The organism is Nesterenkonia halophila (assembly GCF_009467795.1).
In the GTDB taxonomy this organism is placed as follows: domain Bacteria; phylum Actinomycetota; class Actinomycetes; order Actinomycetales; family Micrococcaceae; genus Nesterenkonia; species Nesterenkonia halobia.
The window spans coordinates 125,648-141,286 of record NZ_WIAX01000006.1 but is presented as its reverse complement, the minus strand read 5'-3'; the positions used below and the strand labels follow the sequence as shown (position 1 = coordinate 141,286).

At 72.0% G+C, this 15,639-nt stretch carries 21 protein-coding genes; 8 read left to right on the top strand and 13 right to left on the bottom strand.

What is annotated here, in order from left to right; genetic code table 11:
- Nucleotides 1-2: 2 nt before the first annotated feature.
- A complete protein-coding gene (pheS, locus tag GCL72_RS03120; RefSeq protein ID WP_246160980.1) occupies nt 3-1,076 on the bottom strand; it encodes a phenylalanine--tRNA ligase subunit alpha in 1,074 nt (357 codons plus the stop codon).
- 398 nt (nt 1,077-1,474) lie between these two features.
- Between pheS and GCL72_RS03115 the strand changes: the two genes are divergently transcribed.
- Nucleotides 1,475-2,464: an aldo/keto reductase gene (locus tag GCL72_RS03115; protein WP_153143251.1), complete on the top strand. Its 990-nt coding sequence runs from the start codon at nt 1,475-1,477 to the stop codon at nt 2,462-2,464.
- 101 nt (nt 2,465-2,565) lie between these two features.
- Here GCL72_RS03115 and GCL72_RS03110 read toward each other — a convergent pair whose 3' ends face one another.
- A complete protein-coding gene (locus GCL72_RS03110; RefSeq protein WP_153143250.1) occupies nt 2,566-3,084 on the bottom strand; it encodes a (deoxy)nucleoside triphosphate pyrophosphohydrolase in 519 nt (172 codons plus the stop codon).
- Nucleotides 3,074-3,646: an SRPBCC family protein gene (locus GCL72_RS03105; protein WP_211364952.1), complete on the bottom strand. Its 573-nt coding sequence runs from the start codon at nt 3,644-3,646 to the stop codon at nt 3,074-3,076. The genes GCL72_RS03110 and GCL72_RS03105 overlap by 11 nt, the downstream gene beginning before the upstream one ends.
- Before the next feature lie 186 nt (nt 3,647-3,832).
- Here GCL72_RS03105 and GCL72_RS03100 point away from each other — a divergent pair, with 186 nt between their 5' ends.
- Entirely contained in the window at nt 3,833-4,372 is a 540-nt protein-coding gene (locus tag GCL72_RS03100; RefSeq protein ID WP_153143249.1) for an O-acetyl-ADP-ribose deacetylase, read from the top strand.
- Nucleotides 4,373-4,394: 22 nt separating this feature from the next.
- Here the strand turns inward: GCL72_RS03100 and GCL72_RS03095 are convergent, their stop codons facing one another.
- The gene (locus tag GCL72_RS03095) at nt 4,395-4,985 is read right to left on the bottom strand and encodes a mycothiol transferase (protein WP_153143248.1); all 591 of its coding nucleotides are present in this window, start codon (nt 4,983-4,985) and stop codon (nt 4,395-4,397) included.
- A gap of 68 nt (nt 4,986-5,053) precedes the next feature.
- Here GCL72_RS03095 and GCL72_RS03090 point away from each other — a divergent pair, with 68 nt between their 5' ends.
- A complete protein-coding gene (locus GCL72_RS03090; RefSeq protein WP_170289544.1) occupies nt 5,054-6,088 on the top strand; it encodes a helix-turn-helix transcriptional regulator in 1,035 nt (344 codons plus the stop codon).
- Here the strand turns inward: GCL72_RS03090 and GCL72_RS03085 are convergent.
- Nucleotides 6,048-6,659, bottom strand: a complete 612-nt coding sequence (locus GCL72_RS03085) for a protein-L-isoaspartate O-methyltransferase family protein (protein WP_153143246.1) — start codon at nt 6,657-6,659, stop codon at nt 6,048-6,050. The genes GCL72_RS03090 and GCL72_RS03085 overlap by 41 nt on opposite strands.
- A gap of 156 nt (nt 6,660-6,815) precedes the next feature.
- On the opposite strand from GCL72_RS03085, the gene GCL72_RS03080 reads away from it, so the two are divergent.
- Together GCL72_RS03080 and GCL72_RS03075 are read left to right on the top strand one after the other, a co-directional pair.
- On the top strand, nt 6,816-7,181 hold the full coding sequence (locus tag GCL72_RS03080; protein ID WP_153143245.1) for a YidH family protein: 366 nt from the start codon (nt 6,816-6,818) through the stop codon (nt 7,179-7,181).
- A gap of 4 nt (nt 7,182-7,185) precedes the next feature.
- Nucleotides 7,186-7,536, top strand: coding sequence for a DUF202 domain-containing protein (locus GCL72_RS03075; RefSeq protein ID WP_153143244.1), 351 nt, complete (start codon nt 7,186-7,188; stop codon nt 7,534-7,536).
- Between the two features lie 15 nt (nt 7,537-7,551).
- Here GCL72_RS03075 and GCL72_RS03070 read toward each other — a convergent pair whose 3' ends face one another.
- Nucleotides 7,552-7,941 carry an aldo/keto reductase gene (locus tag GCL72_RS03070; protein ID WP_153143243.1) on the bottom strand — a complete coding sequence of 130 codons (390 nt, stop codon included), beginning with the start codon at nt 7,939-7,941 and terminating at the stop codon, nt 7,552-7,554.
- A gap of 102 nt (nt 7,942-8,043) precedes the next feature.
- On the opposite strand from GCL72_RS03070, the gene GCL72_RS03065 reads away from it, so the two are divergent.
- Nucleotides 8,044-9,006, top strand: a complete 963-nt coding sequence (locus GCL72_RS03065) for an EamA family transporter (RefSeq protein ID WP_153143242.1) — start codon at nt 8,044-8,046, stop codon at nt 9,004-9,006.
- Here GCL72_RS03065 and GCL72_RS03060 read toward each other — a convergent pair.
- The 6 genes from GCL72_RS03060 to GCL72_RS03035 form a co-directional block, all read right to left on the bottom strand.
- Complete coding sequence (locus GCL72_RS03060; protein ID WP_343030136.1) at nt 8,987-9,901, bottom strand: NADP-dependent oxidoreductase; 915 nt, start codon at nt 9,899-9,901, stop codon at nt 8,987-8,989. The two genes, GCL72_RS03065 and GCL72_RS03060, sit on opposite strands and share 20 nt — an antisense overlap.
- 77 nt (nt 9,902-9,978) lie before the next feature.
- Nucleotides 9,979-11,001 carry a glycine betaine ABC transporter substrate-binding protein gene (locus GCL72_RS03055; RefSeq protein WP_246160979.1) on the bottom strand — a complete coding sequence of 341 codons (1,023 nt, stop codon included), beginning with the start codon at nt 10,999-11,001 and terminating at the stop codon, nt 9,979-9,981.
- Nucleotides 10,998-11,744 (bottom strand): ABC transporter permease, encoded by a 747-nt coding sequence (locus GCL72_RS03050; protein ID WP_153143241.1) that lies wholly within the window; start codon nt 11,742-11,744, stop codon nt 10,998-11,000. The genes GCL72_RS03055 and GCL72_RS03050 overlap by 4 nt, the downstream gene beginning before the upstream one ends.
- Nucleotides 11,744-12,883 carry an ABC transporter ATP-binding protein gene (locus tag GCL72_RS03045; protein ID WP_153143240.1) on the bottom strand — a complete coding sequence of 380 codons (1,140 nt, stop codon included), beginning with the start codon at nt 12,881-12,883 and terminating at the stop codon, nt 11,744-11,746. The genes GCL72_RS03050 and GCL72_RS03045 overlap by 1 nt, the downstream gene beginning before the upstream one ends.
- Entirely contained in the window at nt 12,880-13,563 is a 684-nt protein-coding gene (locus GCL72_RS03040; protein WP_425486757.1) for an ABC transporter permease, read from the bottom strand. The genes GCL72_RS03045 and GCL72_RS03040 overlap by 4 nt, the downstream gene beginning before the upstream one ends.
- Before the next feature lie 73 nt (nt 13,564-13,636).
- The gene (locus GCL72_RS03035; RefSeq protein WP_246160978.1) at nt 13,637-14,368 is read right to left on the bottom strand and encodes a sulfite exporter TauE/SafE family protein; all 732 of its coding nucleotides are present in this window, start codon (nt 14,366-14,368) and stop codon (nt 13,637-13,639) included.
- A 68-nt stretch (nt 14,369-14,436) separates the two neighbouring features.
- On the opposite strand from GCL72_RS03035, the gene GCL72_RS03030 reads away from it, so the two are divergent.
- Nucleotides 14,437-14,781 (top strand): VOC family protein, encoded by a 345-nt coding sequence (locus GCL72_RS03030; protein WP_153143238.1) that lies wholly within the window; start codon nt 14,437-14,439, stop codon nt 14,779-14,781.
- Complete coding sequence (locus GCL72_RS03025) at nt 14,712-15,131, top strand: M23 family metallopeptidase (RefSeq protein WP_281347422.1); 420 nt, start codon at nt 14,712-14,714, stop codon at nt 15,129-15,131. Before GCL72_RS03030 ends, GCL72_RS03025 begins: the two co-directional genes overlap by 70 nt.
- Before the next feature lie 63 nt (nt 15,132-15,194).
- Here GCL72_RS03025 and GCL72_RS03020 read toward each other — a convergent pair whose 3' ends face one another.
- On the bottom strand, nt 15,195-15,638 hold the full coding sequence (locus tag GCL72_RS03020; RefSeq protein WP_153143236.1) for an N-acetylmuramoyl-L-alanine amidase: 444 nt from the start codon (nt 15,636-15,638) through the stop codon (nt 15,195-15,197).
- Nucleotide 15,639: the final 1 nt, after the last annotated feature.

Sequence of the window (15,639 nt, the reverse complement as noted above, 5' to 3'; positions counted from 1 at the left end):
CCTCAGACCTCCATTCCGAAGTGCTGGCTGAAGCGGACGTCGCCTTCGATCATGTCGTGCATGTCGGACACGCCGTTGCGGAACATCAGCGTGCGCTCCACGCCCATGCCGAAGGCGAACCCGGTGTGGCGCTCCGGGTCGACCCCGGCGGCGCGGAGCACGTTCGGGTTGACCATCCCGCAGCCGCCCCACTCGACCCACTGCGGACCGCCGGCGGCGTCGGGGTGCCAGACGTCCATCTCGGCGCTGGGCTCGGTGAACGGGAAATAGGCCGGACGCAGCCGGATCTCGGCCTCCTCGCCGAACATCTGGCGGGCGAAGTGCTCCAGCGTGCCGCGCAGATCGGCCATCGTCAGGCCCTCGTCGACGGCGAGCCCCTCGAACTGGTGGAAGACCGGAGTATGGGTGGCGTCGAGCTCATCCGTGCGGAAGGTCCGTCCGGGGCAGAGCACGTAGGTCGGCAGCTCGCGCTCCAGCAGCGAGCGCACCTGCACCGGGGAGGTGTGGGTGCGCAGCACCAGGTGGGCGTCCTTCGGCTCGAGGAAGAAGGTGTCCTGCATCTCCCGGGAGGGGTGGTCCGGCGCGATGTTCAGCGCGTCGAAGTTGAACCATTCGGACTCGACCTCCGGGCCCTCGGCGATCTCCCAGCCCATGGCGGTGAAGATGTCGGAGACCCGCTCCTGCAGCACCGAGAGCGGGTGCCGGGCTCCGGGGCGACGGCGGCGCGGCGCGGCGGTGACGTCGACGGCCTCCTCGACGAGCATCCGCTCGGCGTGCTCGGCCTCCAGCACCTCGGTGCGCGCGGCCAGCGCCTGCTGGATCCGGCCGCGGGCCTGGCCGAGCAGCTTGCCGGCGGCGGCCTTCTCCTCCTTGGACAGGTCTTTGATCTGCCGGTTGGCCAGCACGATCGGGGCCTTGTCCCCGGTGTGGACCAGTCGCGCGGTCTTCAGCTGGTCGAGGTCGGCGGCGTCGTCGAAGGCGGCCAGCGCCGCGTCGACGCAGCGCTGGACGGCCGCCTCGTCGAGCGGATGAGGTGTCTCGGGCGTGGACATTCTGCTCCCGTGGAAGGCGTTCATGAATGATCCCGCTCAGTCTATGCGGTCGGCTCTCCGAGCGCAGATCGCAGGACGCGCGTCCAGGGGTGGAACTGCCGTGGACCGCCGCCGAGGAGGCTCGCGAGGAGCGTGTCGAACATACGATCTGACAGGTTCTTCACAGACTCCGCGGGATCGAACACCTCTTCTATTCCGCGGCGCGGCGTCTTGCAGACTACCTAGAATACGTGTTCTAATGGCAAGGCGCGATGGGAAGCGCGACGCGCGCAGAAGCCCTCCTCACTGCTTCTGCGCGCGTCTCCCATGCCCGGACCCCGACACCACGCCGAGTGCCACCTCCTCAGCGTCTTGACCTGCGCGATCCCGGCGACCAACGATGGACTCGCCGCCAGGAACCGGATGAACGAGGAGCCTGCATCATGAGCGCATCCCACGAAGCCCTCCCCCACCGGATCGGATTCGGCACCGCCCCGCTGGGGAACATGTTCCGCGACATCCCTGAGGAGGAGGCGCGGGCCACTCTCGACGCCGCGTGGGAGCAGGGCGTCCGGTACTTCGACACCGCGCCGTTCTACGGCGCCGGACTGGCCGAGACGCGGCTCGGCGCGATGCTCGCCGAGCACGACCGGGACGAGTACGTGCTCAGCACCAAGGTGGGCCGCTATCTCCTCGACGAGGAGGAGGAGAAGTCGGGGCTCTTCGCACAGGGACTGTCCCACCAGGTCGTGACGGACTACGGCGCCGAGGCCACGCGACGCTCCATCGAGCAGAGTCTCGAGCGGCTGCGGACCGACCGGCTGGACTTCGTGTTCGTCCACGACGTCTCCCCCGACTTCCACGGCGACGCCTGGCTCGACCACCTCGCCGCGGCGCGCAACGGGGCCTTCCGCGTCCTCACGCAGCTGCAGGAGGAGGGCATGATCCGCGGCTGGGGCCTAGGCGTCAACACCACCGAGCCCATCGAGCTCGCTCTGGACCTGGACGAGACCCCGCCGACGATGAGCCTCTCGGCGACCCAGTACACCCTGCTGCAGCACGAGCGGGCCCTGGAGCGCATGATGCCCGCGACGGCGTCCCGAGGCGCCGGAATCGTCGTCGGCGCCCCCTACAACTCGGGCGCGCTGATGGGCGGCGACCACTTCGACTACGGCGAGGTGCCGCCGGAGGTCGGCCGACGGGTCGCCGCGCTCGGCGAGATCGCCGCGCGCCACAGCGTGGGCCTGAAGGCCGCCGCGCTGCAGTTCTCCACCGCCCATCCGGCCGTCGCTGCGGTGATCCCGGGATCGAGCCGGCCGCAGCGCATCGGCGAGGACCTCGCCGCGCTGCAGGAGCAGATTCCGGAGGCGTTCTGGCAGGAGCTGCGCGAGCAGGAGCTCATCGCCGCCGACGCCCCGGTCCCGACGAGCTGAGCAGCACGGCGGCACGGCCGGCGGGGTCCGGCGAGGCTCCGCCGGCCGGCCCGCGGGACTCCCCGGGGCTCTGCCGCCGGTCTGCTCAGCCGCGGGAGCGCTCAGCTGTCCGCGGCGTGCTCGGCATCCTCGGCGGCGCGGGCCTCTCCGGGCCGCTCCCGGCCGAGCTGGTGCAGCAGCTCCTCGACGATCGGCACGTCGGCGGGGATCCAGTCGTGCTCGAGCAGCGATTCGTCCACCGGGGCCCAGACGAGCTGATCATGATCCTGCAGCGGGGCCGGCTCGCCGTCGACGACCGTCCCGAGGAACAGCCGCATCACCGCCGTGCCGACGAGCGGCCATCCCAGCCCCGGGGAGAATCCTGCCGCAGAGGAGCCGACGAGCTCCTCGCCGAGCACCGCCTCGATGCCCAGCTCTTCGCGCAGCTCCCGGTGCACTCCGTCCTCCGCGGTCTCGCCCGGCTCGATCTTGCCGCCGGGGAACTCCCACATCCCGGCGATCGCGGCGGGACGCGTCCGACGGGCGATCAGCAGGCGGCGCGGTCCGCCGTCGGCCGATTCGCGCAGCAGCGCCGCGGCGCCGACGACCGTCCGCGACGCCCGGTCCTGCTCACCGGCCATCGGGGCGCGCTCCGGTTCCGTCCTGGGCCTCGCAGAGCTGCTTCAATCGGGCGACGGAGGCGGCCAGCTGGTCCGCCGTCGTGGCTCGGGCCTTCGCCAGCCGGCGCTCGTCGGCCAGGCGGGACCAGTCGTAGGTATGGGTGACCTCGGCGCGCCCCTCGGCGCGCGATGCGATCGACCAGCGCCACAGATGCCCGGCCGGCTCGGCGCCGACGTCGGCGGGCATCCAGGCGATGAGTTCGCCCTCGACGAATTCCACGACGTGGTTCTCCCGCGTCAGGCCGTTGGTCAGCCGGGTGCGGAACACGTCGCCGACGGCCGTGACGCGCTGCTCGGCCGCGGCGTGGTCGAGATTGTCGTTCCCGTCCCAGGCGATCTGGCGGGACGGGTCGGCGATGTGCTCGAAGAGCGTCGCCGGATCGGCGGAGACGACGTCGCGCGCGGCGACCACACAGGCGCAGTGGCCGGGGTCGTAGGCGACGTCCTCCGCCCCGTTGTCTCCGTACGAGGCGCTCCCCCGCGGCGCGTCGGCACCGCCGGGTGCGGAGGATGCTGAAGCCATAGGGCCAGACTACGTCACCACTCGGCGCCGGATGGCGGAACAGCGGCGCTGCAGGAGGCGACCGTCCGCCGAGGATCTGGCGTCGAGAGGCCCGGCCGGGCGTCGCCCCGGGGATCGACCCCGGGCGCCCGAGCATTGCCCGGGCCGCCGTGTCGGCGCCAGACTCGTGGACCGGAGGTGCACCGCATGGACATCACGATCGTCGAAGGCGACATCACCGAGCAGCAGATCGATGCGATCGTCGACGCGGCCAACTCGTCGCTGACAGGTGGCGGAGGCGTCGACGGCGCCATCCATGCCGCCGCGGGCCCGGAGCTGCTGTCCCACTGCCGCGCACTGCGCGAGGAGGCCTGGCCGGACGGGCTGCCGCCCGGAGAAGCCGCCGCGACGCCCGCCGGCCGGCTGCCGGCGACCCATGTGATCCACACAGTCGGACCGAACCGTCATGCCGGACAGACCGACCCCGCCGTGCTGACGTCCTGCTTCCGCCGCAGTCTCGAGGTCGCGGTGGAGATCGACGCCGTTCGTGTCGCGTTCCCGGCGATCGGCGCAGGCGTCTACGGCTGGGCGGGCGCCGACGTCGCCGAGGCCGCGCGCAGCGCCCTCGGCGAGATCGCAGCCGACACCACCGGACGCTTCGATGCGCTCGAGGAGGTGCGCTTCGTGCTCTTCGACGGGGCGACGGCCGAGGCCTTCCGCACCGCCTTCGCCGGCGGGGCACGCTGACCGGGTCGGATCCCGGGCCCTCTCAGGCGCGCTGGTAGTCGGCCCAGTCGAAGGTCTCGCCCACGTCGCGGGCGTTGAGCGCATAGGCGATCTGCCCGTCCAGGCTCTCCCGGAGGAGATCGGCTTGGCCGACGTGTCGGGCCACCTCGGCGATCAGGTGCTGGCAGATCCAGCGCACGTTCCAGGACTCCAGGTCTTTCGGGAACCACGGGGCGTCCGGCACCGGGACCCGCGCGTCGAGGTCGACCGCGGTGAGGATCGGTCGCACCAGGTCCCGGACGTGCTCGAGGCGGGCCCGCAGCTGCTCGCCGGTGAGCTCGGGGACCTCCCGGCCGGTGTGGAACCCCTCGAAACCGGCGGCGAGGTCCTCCGGGGACGCCGGATGCCGATCGGCGAGCAGGCCGCGGCTCTGCACATGGTCCAGCCAGCGGGCGACGGCCTGGGTCACGTGGGCGAGCAGGCCCGCCAGGCTCAGCGGGCTGACCGTCGGCGTCGCGCGGAGCGAGGCATCGTCGAGGTCGATCGCGGCGATGCGCAGCTGCTCCAGCTGCTGGACCAGGTACGTCGCCAGCGCGTCGCGCTCCTCTGTGACGGCGGGGGTGATGAACGGCATCGTGGCCTCCTGGCGGATCGTTCGGTCTGCGGGACGAATCCAGCATGCCCGGCCGTCCAGGACAGATCATGTCCGCATCCTCCGTCTACGGTGAGGACATGGCCGACGCCGGAGAGACCGACCCCACCCGCCGGGCGCTGCAGATCCTCGGCATCCTGCAGGCACGCTCCTCCGCCTCCGCCACGGAGCTCGCCGCACGCCTGCGCGTCACCGAGCGGACCGTCCGCCGCGACATGCAGCGCCTGCGCGACCTGGGCTACCGGGTCGACGGCGAGGCCGGACAGGGCGGCGGCTACCGGCTGGCCGGCGGATCGGACCGGCCGCTGCTGGTGCTCGAGGCCGACGAGGCCTCGGCCGTGGTGCTCGGGCTCTCGCACCTGACCGACCTGGGGCTCTCCGGATTGGAGGATCCGGCGCTCTCCGCCCTGGCAAAAGTCGCACGCACGATGTCCCCGACGCTCTCAGCCCGGGCCGAACGGCTGCGCCGCGGCACCGCCGTCGTCGGCGAGCGCGCCCAGACCGCCGACGTCGAGCAGGTGGCCCGCCTGGCCGAGGCCGCCGCCGAAGGACGGATCATCACGGTGACGCACCGACGTCGTGACGGCGCGACCACCGACCGGCGGATCGATCCGCACCGGGTGGTCGCCTTCGCCGGGCGCTGGTACCTCTTCGGCTGGTGCCACCTGCGCCGGGACTGGCGCACCTTCCGCATCGACCGTCTCACCGACCTGCACGTCACCACCCTGCGGCAGCAGGTCCGCGTCGCCCCGGACGCCGCCGGCGCCGTGCGACGCGCCGTGCTGCACTCCCCCTATCCGCAGCTCGCCCGGGTGCTGGTCGAGGCCCCGGCCGAGGAGGTCCGCGCGAAAATCCCCGCCCGTGCCGCCGACGTCGAACCCGCCGACGACTCCGCGCGCACGCTGATCACCGCTGGCGCCCACGACCTCACCGGGCTGGCGCTGCATCTGGCGATGCTCGAGCTGCCGCTGGAGGTGATCGAGCCCGTCGAGCTGGTCGAGACGCTGCATCGTCTCGGCGAGACGCTCTGTTCGGCCGCTGCCGTCAGCGCAGCGGGACGAAGCGGTACTGCCCGTGCCGAGTGATCTCCAGACCGTCGGAGTCGCGTCGGATGCGGTGCATCTCGCCGCGGACCGGCACCACCATCACCCCGCCGGCCTGCTCGCCGTCGGGCGCGAGGAGCTGCTCGACGAGCTCCTCCGGGATCCGCGGGGCGTCGGCGGAGACCAGGATCCGGTCGTACGGGGCGTGCTCGGGAAGTCCGAGCACTCCCGGGCCGGCCGCATGCACCTGCACGGTTCCCGGACACCGGGCGGCGACGACCTGTGCCGCGGAGGCGGCCAGGTCCGGCTCCAGCTCGACGCCGTGGACCACCCCGGCCTCGCCGACCAGCACCCCGAGCAGCGCGGCCGTCCAGCCCGACCCGGAGCCGACGTCCAGCGCTCGCTGACCGGGCCGGATGTCGAGCAGACGCAGCATCCGCGCCACTGTGGTCGGCTGGGAGTTGGTCTGTCCGCAGCCGATGGCCAGCGGCTCGTCGGCGGCGCTGTGGCACCTCACCGAGACCGGGAGGAAGTCGGCACGAGGCACCTCGGCCATCGCCCGGGCGACGGCGTCCTCGGCCGGCCCGTCAGGCCCCTGCTGGATGGCAACCATGATGCCTCCAGGATAGGCGCGACCGGCGGGCGAGGACGAGGCTCGGCCGGTCGGCGGCGGCCGGCCGCCGTCGACACATCGTCGTCGGCTCTGCAACGGCCGAGGCGACGGCATAGGATGCACAGTGTCCCCGACTCCCCGACATCCTGTGGTGCCATGACCTCCGCACGCCGCTTCCCGCAGTCCGTCTACCGGCACGGCGACGAGCCCGACGCCCGGTTCACGCTGGCCAACGAGCGCACCTTCCTGGCCTGGATCCGCACTGCGCTGGCGCTGATGGCCGCCGGCGTCGCCCTCGAGGCGCTGGGCACGGGGATGCACACCGGGCTGCGCCTCGCCGCGGCGCTCGTGCTGATCCTCGCCGGCATCATGACCGCCGCGATGGCCTGGTACGGCTGGAAGCGGACCGAACGGACCCTGCGGCTGCGGAAGCCGCTGCCCGCTCCGCCGATCGGCCTGCCGCTGACCGTCATCGCCGTCGTCGTCGGCGTGCTCGTCGGCCTGGCGATGCTGCTGGGGTGAGGCGATGAGCAGCGCCGTCGACGATCAGCTCTTCGACCCCGGGCTGCAGCCCGAGCGCACTGCCCTGGCGTGGCGGCGCACCGGGCTGTCGATGATCGCCGCCACGCTGATCGCCCTGCGGACTGTGCCCCAGCTGCTGGGCGCCTGGACCCTGGTGCCGCTGCTCGGGCTCGTCGTCGCCGCCGTGGCGGCCACGTGGATGGCCCACCGCCGCTACCGGGCCCATCACGCGCGACTGACCGCCGGAGAGGGCGACCGGGTGCCCTTCTCCGGCGGCCGGCTGGCCGCGCTGACGGCAGTGGTCACGCTCGGGCTCGGGGCGGCCTGCCTGTCCTTCGCCGTCACCCGGTTCTGAGCCGGGCGCGAGGCCTCAGGCCGGCACGCGAGCCGAGACGTCGTCGAGGGCGGCGAGCTCGTCGTCGCCCAGCTGCAGCCGCACCGACTCCATCAGCGCCGGCAGCTGCACGGCGGTCCGGGCGCTGGCGATCGGCGCGGCGACAGTGGGCCGACTGCACAGCCAGGCCAGCGCGACGGTCGGGATGGTCACGCCGTGGCCGGCGGCGATCTCCTCCAGCGTGGAGATCACGCGCAGCCTCTCCTCGGAGACGTAGCCGGAGGCCATCTGCTCACGGTCCGCGCCGCGGAGATCCTCGGCGCCGCGGTACTTGCCGGTGAGGAAGCCGCTGGCCAGCGCGAAGCAGGGCATCACCGCCAGATTCTCCTGGGCGGCGACGCCGCCGCCGGTTCCATCCCGGTGCAACGTCCCATCGACGGCGGTATTCCTGGCCTCAGCACCGTCGCCGAAGCTCGTCGGCCGAGGTCACGGACGCCTCGCGGCGGCGTCGGCGCCTAAGCTGGCAGGGTGCTCTCGCTGCGATCCTCCGTGCCGCTGACCGTGCTCTCCGGCGTCCTGCTGGTCGTCGCCTCCTGTGCGGCGGTGCAGGGGTCTGCGGCGCTGGCCTCCACGCTCTTCGACGTGGTGAGTCCTGCCGGAGTCGTCGCCTGGCGTCAGCTCTTCGGTGCGGCGACGCTGCTGATCATCGCGGTGATCGCCCGGCGCCTCGGCGCGGCCGGGGCGCTGCTGCGCCGGCGCCCGCGCGGCGAGTGGGGACTGGTCCTCGCCCTCGGCGCGGCGATGGCGGCGATGAATCTCAGCTATTACGTCGCCGTGCGCGTGCTGCCGCTGGGCGTGGCCGCGACGATGATGTTCCTGGGCCCCTTCGCCCTGGCGGCACTGGCGTCGCGGCGCGGGCGTCAGCTGATCGGGCCGCTCCTGGCGCTGCTCGGCGTGGTGCTGATCAGCCGACCCGGCGGCGCCGTGGACGTCGCCGGGCTGCTCCTCGGCGCGCTGGCGGCCGTGGCCCTGGCGGTCTACACGATCTGCTCGGGCCGGCTGGGCGATCGCGGCGGCGTGGACAGCCTGGCACTGGCCTCGGTCGTCTCGGCGATGCTGCTCAGTCCGATCGCGGCGTCCCACGCCGCCGAGCCCACGCCGGCGGCCTGGGCGGTGCTGGTCGTGCTCGGCGTCGTGGGGATCTCGGCGACGTTCCTCTGCGACTTCCTGGCGCTGCGGCTGCTCGGCGCCCGGGCGGTGGCCACCCTCTTCGCCCTGGATCCGGTCATCGGGGCGATCATCGGGGTGATCTTCCTGGCCGACGCGCTGAGCCTCGGCGTCGGCGCGGGGATCCTGGCCGTCGCCGGCGGCGGCGCGCTGACCATGCTCACTGCGACCTCCCGCTCCCGGGCGCCGCGGCCGGAGACCGACCGCGGCGCCGGAGCCGAGGAGGCGGAGCCGAACGAGGGAGTCAGCGGGTCGGGTCGATGAGCAGCTTGCCGTTCGCTTCGCCGCGGCGGCTGACCTCCATGGCCTCGGCGGCCTCGGCCAGCGGGACGGTCCGGTCGACGACGACGTCGAGCGTGCCGTCGGCGAGCCGGCCCAGCAGCTCGGCCAGCCGCGGCCCGTCGGGACGGACCCAGACCCAGTGGCCGCCGCGCTGTTCGACCGAGGGGTCGGCGATGGAGATGTGCCGGCCGCCCTCGGCCAGCACCGCAGTGGTCTGCTCGAGCACGCCGCCGACGAAGTCGGCGACTGTCGTCACCCCCTGCGGCGCCAGCTCGCGGACTCGCTCGACCAGGCCGTCGCCGTAGGCCACCGGCTCGACGCCCAGGTCGCGCAGCCGCTGGTGGTTGGCCTCGGAGGCCGTGCCGATCACCCGAGCGCCGGCGTCGACGGCGAGCTGCGCGGCCAGGTGGCCCACGCCGCCGGAGGCGGCATGGATGAGCAGCGTGTCGTCGGCGGTCAGCTCCAGGATCTCCAGCGAACGCTTCGCAGTGAGTCCGGCGAGCGGCAGCCCGGCGGAGGTCGCCAGGTCCACGCTCTCGGGGACCTTCGCCGCCGACGTCGCCGGCACGGCCACGTGCTCGGCGTAGGTGCCTCCGTGGACGTAGTCCTTCCGCGCGTAGGAGGCGACGCGGTCGCCGACGGAGAACTCGGGCACGTCCGGGCCGACGGCCTCGACCACGCCGGAGACGTCCCACCCCGGAGTCACCGGGAAGACGACGTCCATCATGGCGTCCAGCCCGCCGGCCATCAGCTTCCAGTCCACCGGATTGACCGCCGCGCGCTCGACGGCGATCAGCACCCAGCCCGGCCCGACCTTCGGCGCCGGCATCTCGGTCAGGGTCAGGTTCTGCGGGTCTCCGTATGCGGAGTAGGTCATGGCACGCATGTCCACGGCAACGTGAATGCGGAGCCGATCATTCCGAGCCCGCGGACCGGCGGGCGCGGCCCCGACGGTCACTCATCGGCGACGAGCCCCTCCTCGCGCAAGTAGTCCCAGGCGACCGCCGCCGGCTCCTCGCCGCCGACGTCGACGCGGGCATTGAGGCCGCTCATCGTCTCGTTGTCGAGGCGCTCGGTCAGCGGCGTCAGCAGGTCGGTCAGCTGCGGATGCTCGTCCAGGACCTCCTCGGCCAGCACCGGCGCGACGTTGTACTTGGGGAAGTACTGCTCGTCGTCCTCGAGCACCACCAGGTCCAGCGCGGGGATCCGCCCGTCGGTGGTGAAGACTTCGCCGAAGGTGCAGGCGCCGTCGGCGGTCGCCTGGTAGATCGCACCGAGGTCCATCACGCGCCGACGATCCTCCGGCGCCTCGTCCAACCCGTAGTGGCTCAGCAGCGGTTCGAAGCCGTCGTTGCGGGCGGCGAACTCGGCGTCGATGCAGTAGGTCTGCTCCGACGGCGGCAGCTCGTCGATCTGCGAGAGCCGCGTGATGCCATGCTCCTCGGAGGTCTTGCGGGTGACGGCGAATCCGTAGGTGTTGTTCAGCTCGGCCGGCTCCAGCCAGGCCAGACCGTTCTCCGCGTCCGCGTCGCGGACGGCCTCGTACTGCTCGCGCACGTCGATGATCGGATCGTCGTTCCCCATGTAGGTGATCCAGGCGGTGCCGGTGTACTCCCACTGGAAGTCCATCTGTCCCTGCAGCATCGCCTGGCGGACGCTGTTGGAGCCGGGCACATTGGTCAGGTCCTGGACGTCGGCGCCGGCCGACTGCATAAGGATCACCGCAATCTTGCCCAGGATGATCTGCTCGGTGAAGTTCTTCGACCCGACGTCGAGGCTGGCTCCGGAGAGGTCGACGCCGGCGACGTCGCCGGTCAGCCGGCCCGTCGGCGAGAAGCCGCCGGCGGTGCCCAGCCCGCATCCGGTGAGCAGGAGCACCGAGGCCAGCGCCGTCGCCAGCACCTGGACGAGCCGCGGACAGCGCCCGACGGGCCAGCGGCGGCGTGGTGCGCTGCGGATCGGAATCATGCGTGTCATGCCAGCCCCTTCGGCGTCGCGAACAACTCCATCACCCGGCCGGTCCACTCCACGAGCAGCGCCAGCAGGGCCACCAGGAGGGCGCCGGAGACCAAGATCGAATGGCGGAACATGATGATGCCGGTCTGGATGAGCGTCCCGAGTCCCCCGGCATCGATGAACGTGGCGAAGGCGCCGGCGCCGACCAGCAGCACCAGGGCGGTGCGCACTCCGGTCATGATGACCGGCAGCGCCATCGGCAGCTCGACGCGGCGCAGCACCTGGAACGGCGACATGCCCATCCCCCGGGCGGCCTCGATCACCGCCGGGTCGACGCCGCGCAGCCCGGCGACGGTGTTGGCCAGCACCGGTAGGAACGCGTAGACGGTCAGCGCCAGCACGGCGGTCCAGAAGCCGAAGCCCACCGCCAGCGCGAGCAGCACGATCACGCCGATGACCGGGGCGGCCTGGCCGGCGTTCGCCGCCGCGGTCACCGCCGGAGCCAGGAAGCCCGCCCGGGCGCGGGTGAGCAGGATGCCCAGCGGCACCGCGCAGCCGACGACGAGCACCGCGCAGACCAGCACGATCAGCACGTGTTCCAGGGCCAGCTGCCCGACGGCGTCCCAGGCCAGCGCGCGGGCCTCGATGTCGCCGAGGTCCGCGGAGGCCCGCCACAGGCACCAGCCGGCCAGCACCACCAGCACGACAGCCGGCAGGCCGAAGAGCAGCAGCCGATCCTCGCGGGAGAGCGCGGTGGTGCGCATCAGGCCGCCTCCACGCGGAGGCTGCGGATGTGCTCGGTGACCGCGTCGTAGGTGATCACGCCGATGTAGGCGTCACGCTCGATGACCATGGCGCCTCCGTGGCTGGAGACCAGCATCGAGTCCAGCGCGTCGGAGAGCGTGGAGCGGTGGTCGACGACGGTCTGCAGCTCGGTGGTCGGCTCGGAGACGACGGCGTGCCGGCCCAGCGTGCGCAGGAAGAGCCACTCGCGCGGCCGATCGCGCTCGTCGAGGATCACCACCGAGGACTCGCCGGCGGCCTCGACCCGAGCGGTCACCTCGGCGACGTCCTCGCCGATCCGGCAGGTCTGAGGTTCGGTCAGCTCGAGGTCTCCGACGCGCAGCAGGGAGAGCTGCTTGAGCGTGGAGCCGGAGCCGATGAAGTCCGCGACGAAATCCTCCGAGGGGGCGGCGAGGATCCGCTCGGGGGTGTCGTACTGGGCGATGCGCGCGCCCTCGTCGAGGATCAGGATCCGGTCGCCGAGCTTGATGGCCTCGTCGATGTCGTGGGTGACGCAGACGATGGTCTTCTGCAGCTCATCCTGGATGCTCATCAGCTCGTCCTGCAGGCGTTGCCGGGTGATCGGGTCGACGGCGCCGAAGGGCTCGTCCATGAGGATCACCGGCGGGTCGGCGGCGAGTCCGCGGGCGACGCCGACCCGCTGCTGCTGACCTCCGGAGAGCTCGCGCGGATGCCGGTCGCGGTAGATCCGCGGGTCGAGGCCGACGAGGTCGAGCAGCTCGTCGACGCGCGATGCGATGCGCCCGCGATCCCAGTTCAGCAGCTTCGGGACCAGGCCGACGTTCTCGGCCACCGTCATGTGCGGCATGAGGCCGCCGCCCTGGATGACGTAGCCGATGGAGCGGCGCAGCGTCGTCGGGTCCTTGGTGGTGATGTCCTCGCCGTCGAGCAGCAGCCGCCCCGAGGTGGGCTCGATGAGCCGATTGATCATCTTCAGCGAGGTGGTCTTCCCGCAGCCGGAAGGGCCGACGAACATCACCGTCTCGCCGGCCGGGACGGAGAGCGAGAGCCCGTCGACGGCCGGAGACTTCTGGCCCGGATAGCTCTTGGTCACGTCGACCAGCTCGAGCGCGGCGCCGGTGGTGGTCTGCTGGGTCATGCGCGGATCCCCCTGGAGGTGGTGAAGCGGGACAGGAGCACGAGGAGGGCGTCGAGGAGGAGGGCCAACACGATGATGCCCACGGTGCCGACCACCGCGTAGTTCACCGCGTTGGCTCCCCCGACCTGCGTCAGGCCGGTGTAGATGTAGCTGCCCAGTCCGGGACCCAGCGCATAGGCCGCGATGGCGGCGACTCCCATGGACATCTGTGCGGACACCCTGATGCCGGTCATGATCACGGGCCACGACAGCGGCAGGCGGACGCGCCAGAACACCGCCGACCCACTCATGCCCTGGCCGCGTGCGGACTCGATGATCGTGCTGTCCACGCCCTGCAGGCCCACCACAGCGTTGCGGAGGATCGGCAGCGCGGCGTAGAAGGTCACCACCACGACCGACGGGACCGTGCCGATGCCGACCACCGGCAGCAGCAGGCCGAGCAGCGCGAACGACGGGATGGTCAGCCCGACGGCGGAGACGGCGTTGGCCACCGGCGTGAGCCGGCGGATCGTGGTCACCAGCACCGCTAGCCCGACGGCGATCACGGCGGCGAGGATCATCGACTGCACCACCAGCGAGGTGTGCTGATAGGCGCGGAAGAGGATGTCCGCCCACCGTGAGTCGATGAAGGCGATCACAGATCCAGCTCCTCTCCTGCAGGCGGCACAAACGACAGTCATCTTAGTCGCGCGGCCGAATTTTTCCAGTCGGATTCCTCGCCGGCGGCCTCGGACGGCGTGCCGTCACCTCTGGTCAGAGCAGCAGATTGAGCGCCCCGACCGCAGTGAGCACCAGCACCAGCCGGTCGAAGAGCCGCTGGGAGATCCGCACGGCCAGCCAGCGCCCGACACAGGCGGAGATGACGACGCCGGGCACCAGCACCGCCGCGATCAGCGCTACCTGGGCGTCGAGCAGCCCGAGGCCGATCTGGAAGGGCACCTTGGTCAGGTTGATCGCGAAGAAGAACCACGCGGCGGTGCCCAGGAAAGTGCGCACCGGCAGCTGCTTGGCCAGCAGATACATGCTCATCACCGCGCCTCCGGCATTGGCAACCATCGTGGTGAATCCGCCCAGCCAGCCGTAGCCGAACGCGGCGGCGCGCCCTGAGGAGGGCTGGGCGGCAGTGCGTCGGCGCCACAGGGTCAGCACCAGCAGCGCCAGCAGGATCGTCCCGATCACCCGGCGGACGACGGCATCGTCGGCCAGTCCGAGGAAGGCCGCCCCGACCAGCAGGCCGACCAGCACCGCCGGGACCAGGCGCCGGAGCGTGGCCCAGTCGACGTCGCGGCGGTACATCCAGACGGCGAAGAGGTCGCCGACGATGAGCAGGACCAGCAGCGCGGCGGTCGACTCGCGCGCCGGCAGGGCGGCGGCGAAGACTGCGACGGCCAGCGCGCCCGCGCCGGGCACCGCCGTCTTCGACAGCCCGACGATCAGTGCGCCGCAGGCCAGCAGGATCCAGGTCATCAGGTCGAGGTCGATCACCGGCCCAGCCTATAGGCGACGGCCGGCACCCCTGGCCCCGTCGGCGCGCGATCTGGTGCCCTGAGTTCATGCCCGTCGAGAGGATCGCCCCGATGCTGACCGTCGACGACGTCGGCGCCGCCGCCCGTCAGCATGGTGCCGTGCTGGGGATGGAACTCGTCATGGACCTGGGCTGGGTCGCCTTCCTGGCCGACGACGCCGGCCATCAGCTGGGCCTGATGACCGCCGACGCCTCGGCGCCGGTCAACCCGGACGTCTCGGTGTTCGTCGACGACGTCGACGCCGCGCACCGGGCCGCCGTGCAGGCCGGCGCGGAGATCGTGCATCCGCTCACCGACGAGGAGTGGGGCGTGCGGCGATTCTTCTACCGCGACTCCTCCGGTCGGGTGGTCAACGTGGGCACCCATCGCTGACGGCGATCACCGGAAACCACGTCATGCTGCGCGACGCCGCCACCGGCCTGTTCGTCACGCTGGTGCACCTGCGGCGCGGCTCCGTCCGTGTCGTCGGCGGCGATCGGCTCCGCCTCGGCGAGAGCATCGGGGCCTGCGGGGACTCCGGGAGCTCGACCCAGCCGCATGTCCACCTGCAGGTCACCGACACCGCTGACATGACGACGACGCGCGGCCTCCCGGTGCTGCACCTCGACTATCAGGAGTGGCCGTCCGGTGGAGGCGACTCGGTCGACGTCACGACCGGCGTGCCGGCCGAGAGGCCCGTCGTCGGGGGAGCTCCACCACGGCCGCCTCTCCCCGGAGCTTGAGCGGTGGAGCCGACGACGCCGAGCCCACGGCAACCGGACGGCTCGCCCCCGTCGCGACCGGGTTCAGACCTGCTGGGCGGTCCGGTCCCGGATGTCCTCCCAGTCGACCGTGCCCGGGCAGGCGGTGGCCCTGATGGAGTCATGCGGCACGATGGCGGTCATCGGGTCGAGCCCGAACTGTCGACAGAGGATCGTGCAGCGGTCCACCGAAGCCATGATCGTCTCCCAGGTGGGCGCTCGGTACTGGTCCGCAGAGTGTTCGATCCCGATGCTGCGCTGGTTGAACCCCCAGTCGCCTGCGTGCCAGGCAGTGTTGAACACGCTGACGTACTGGTGGACGCGTCCCTCCCCGATCCCGTAGTGGGCGCTGACCCCGGAGTCGGGGTTCTGGAAGGTCGCATCGGCCGCGGAGAGCCGCCCGACGATGTAGTGGATGACGATGCGGTCGATCGGCGTGCCGCCGCGACCCTCGGTGTAGTTGGGGGAGGTGACCCAGGTCGGCGACATG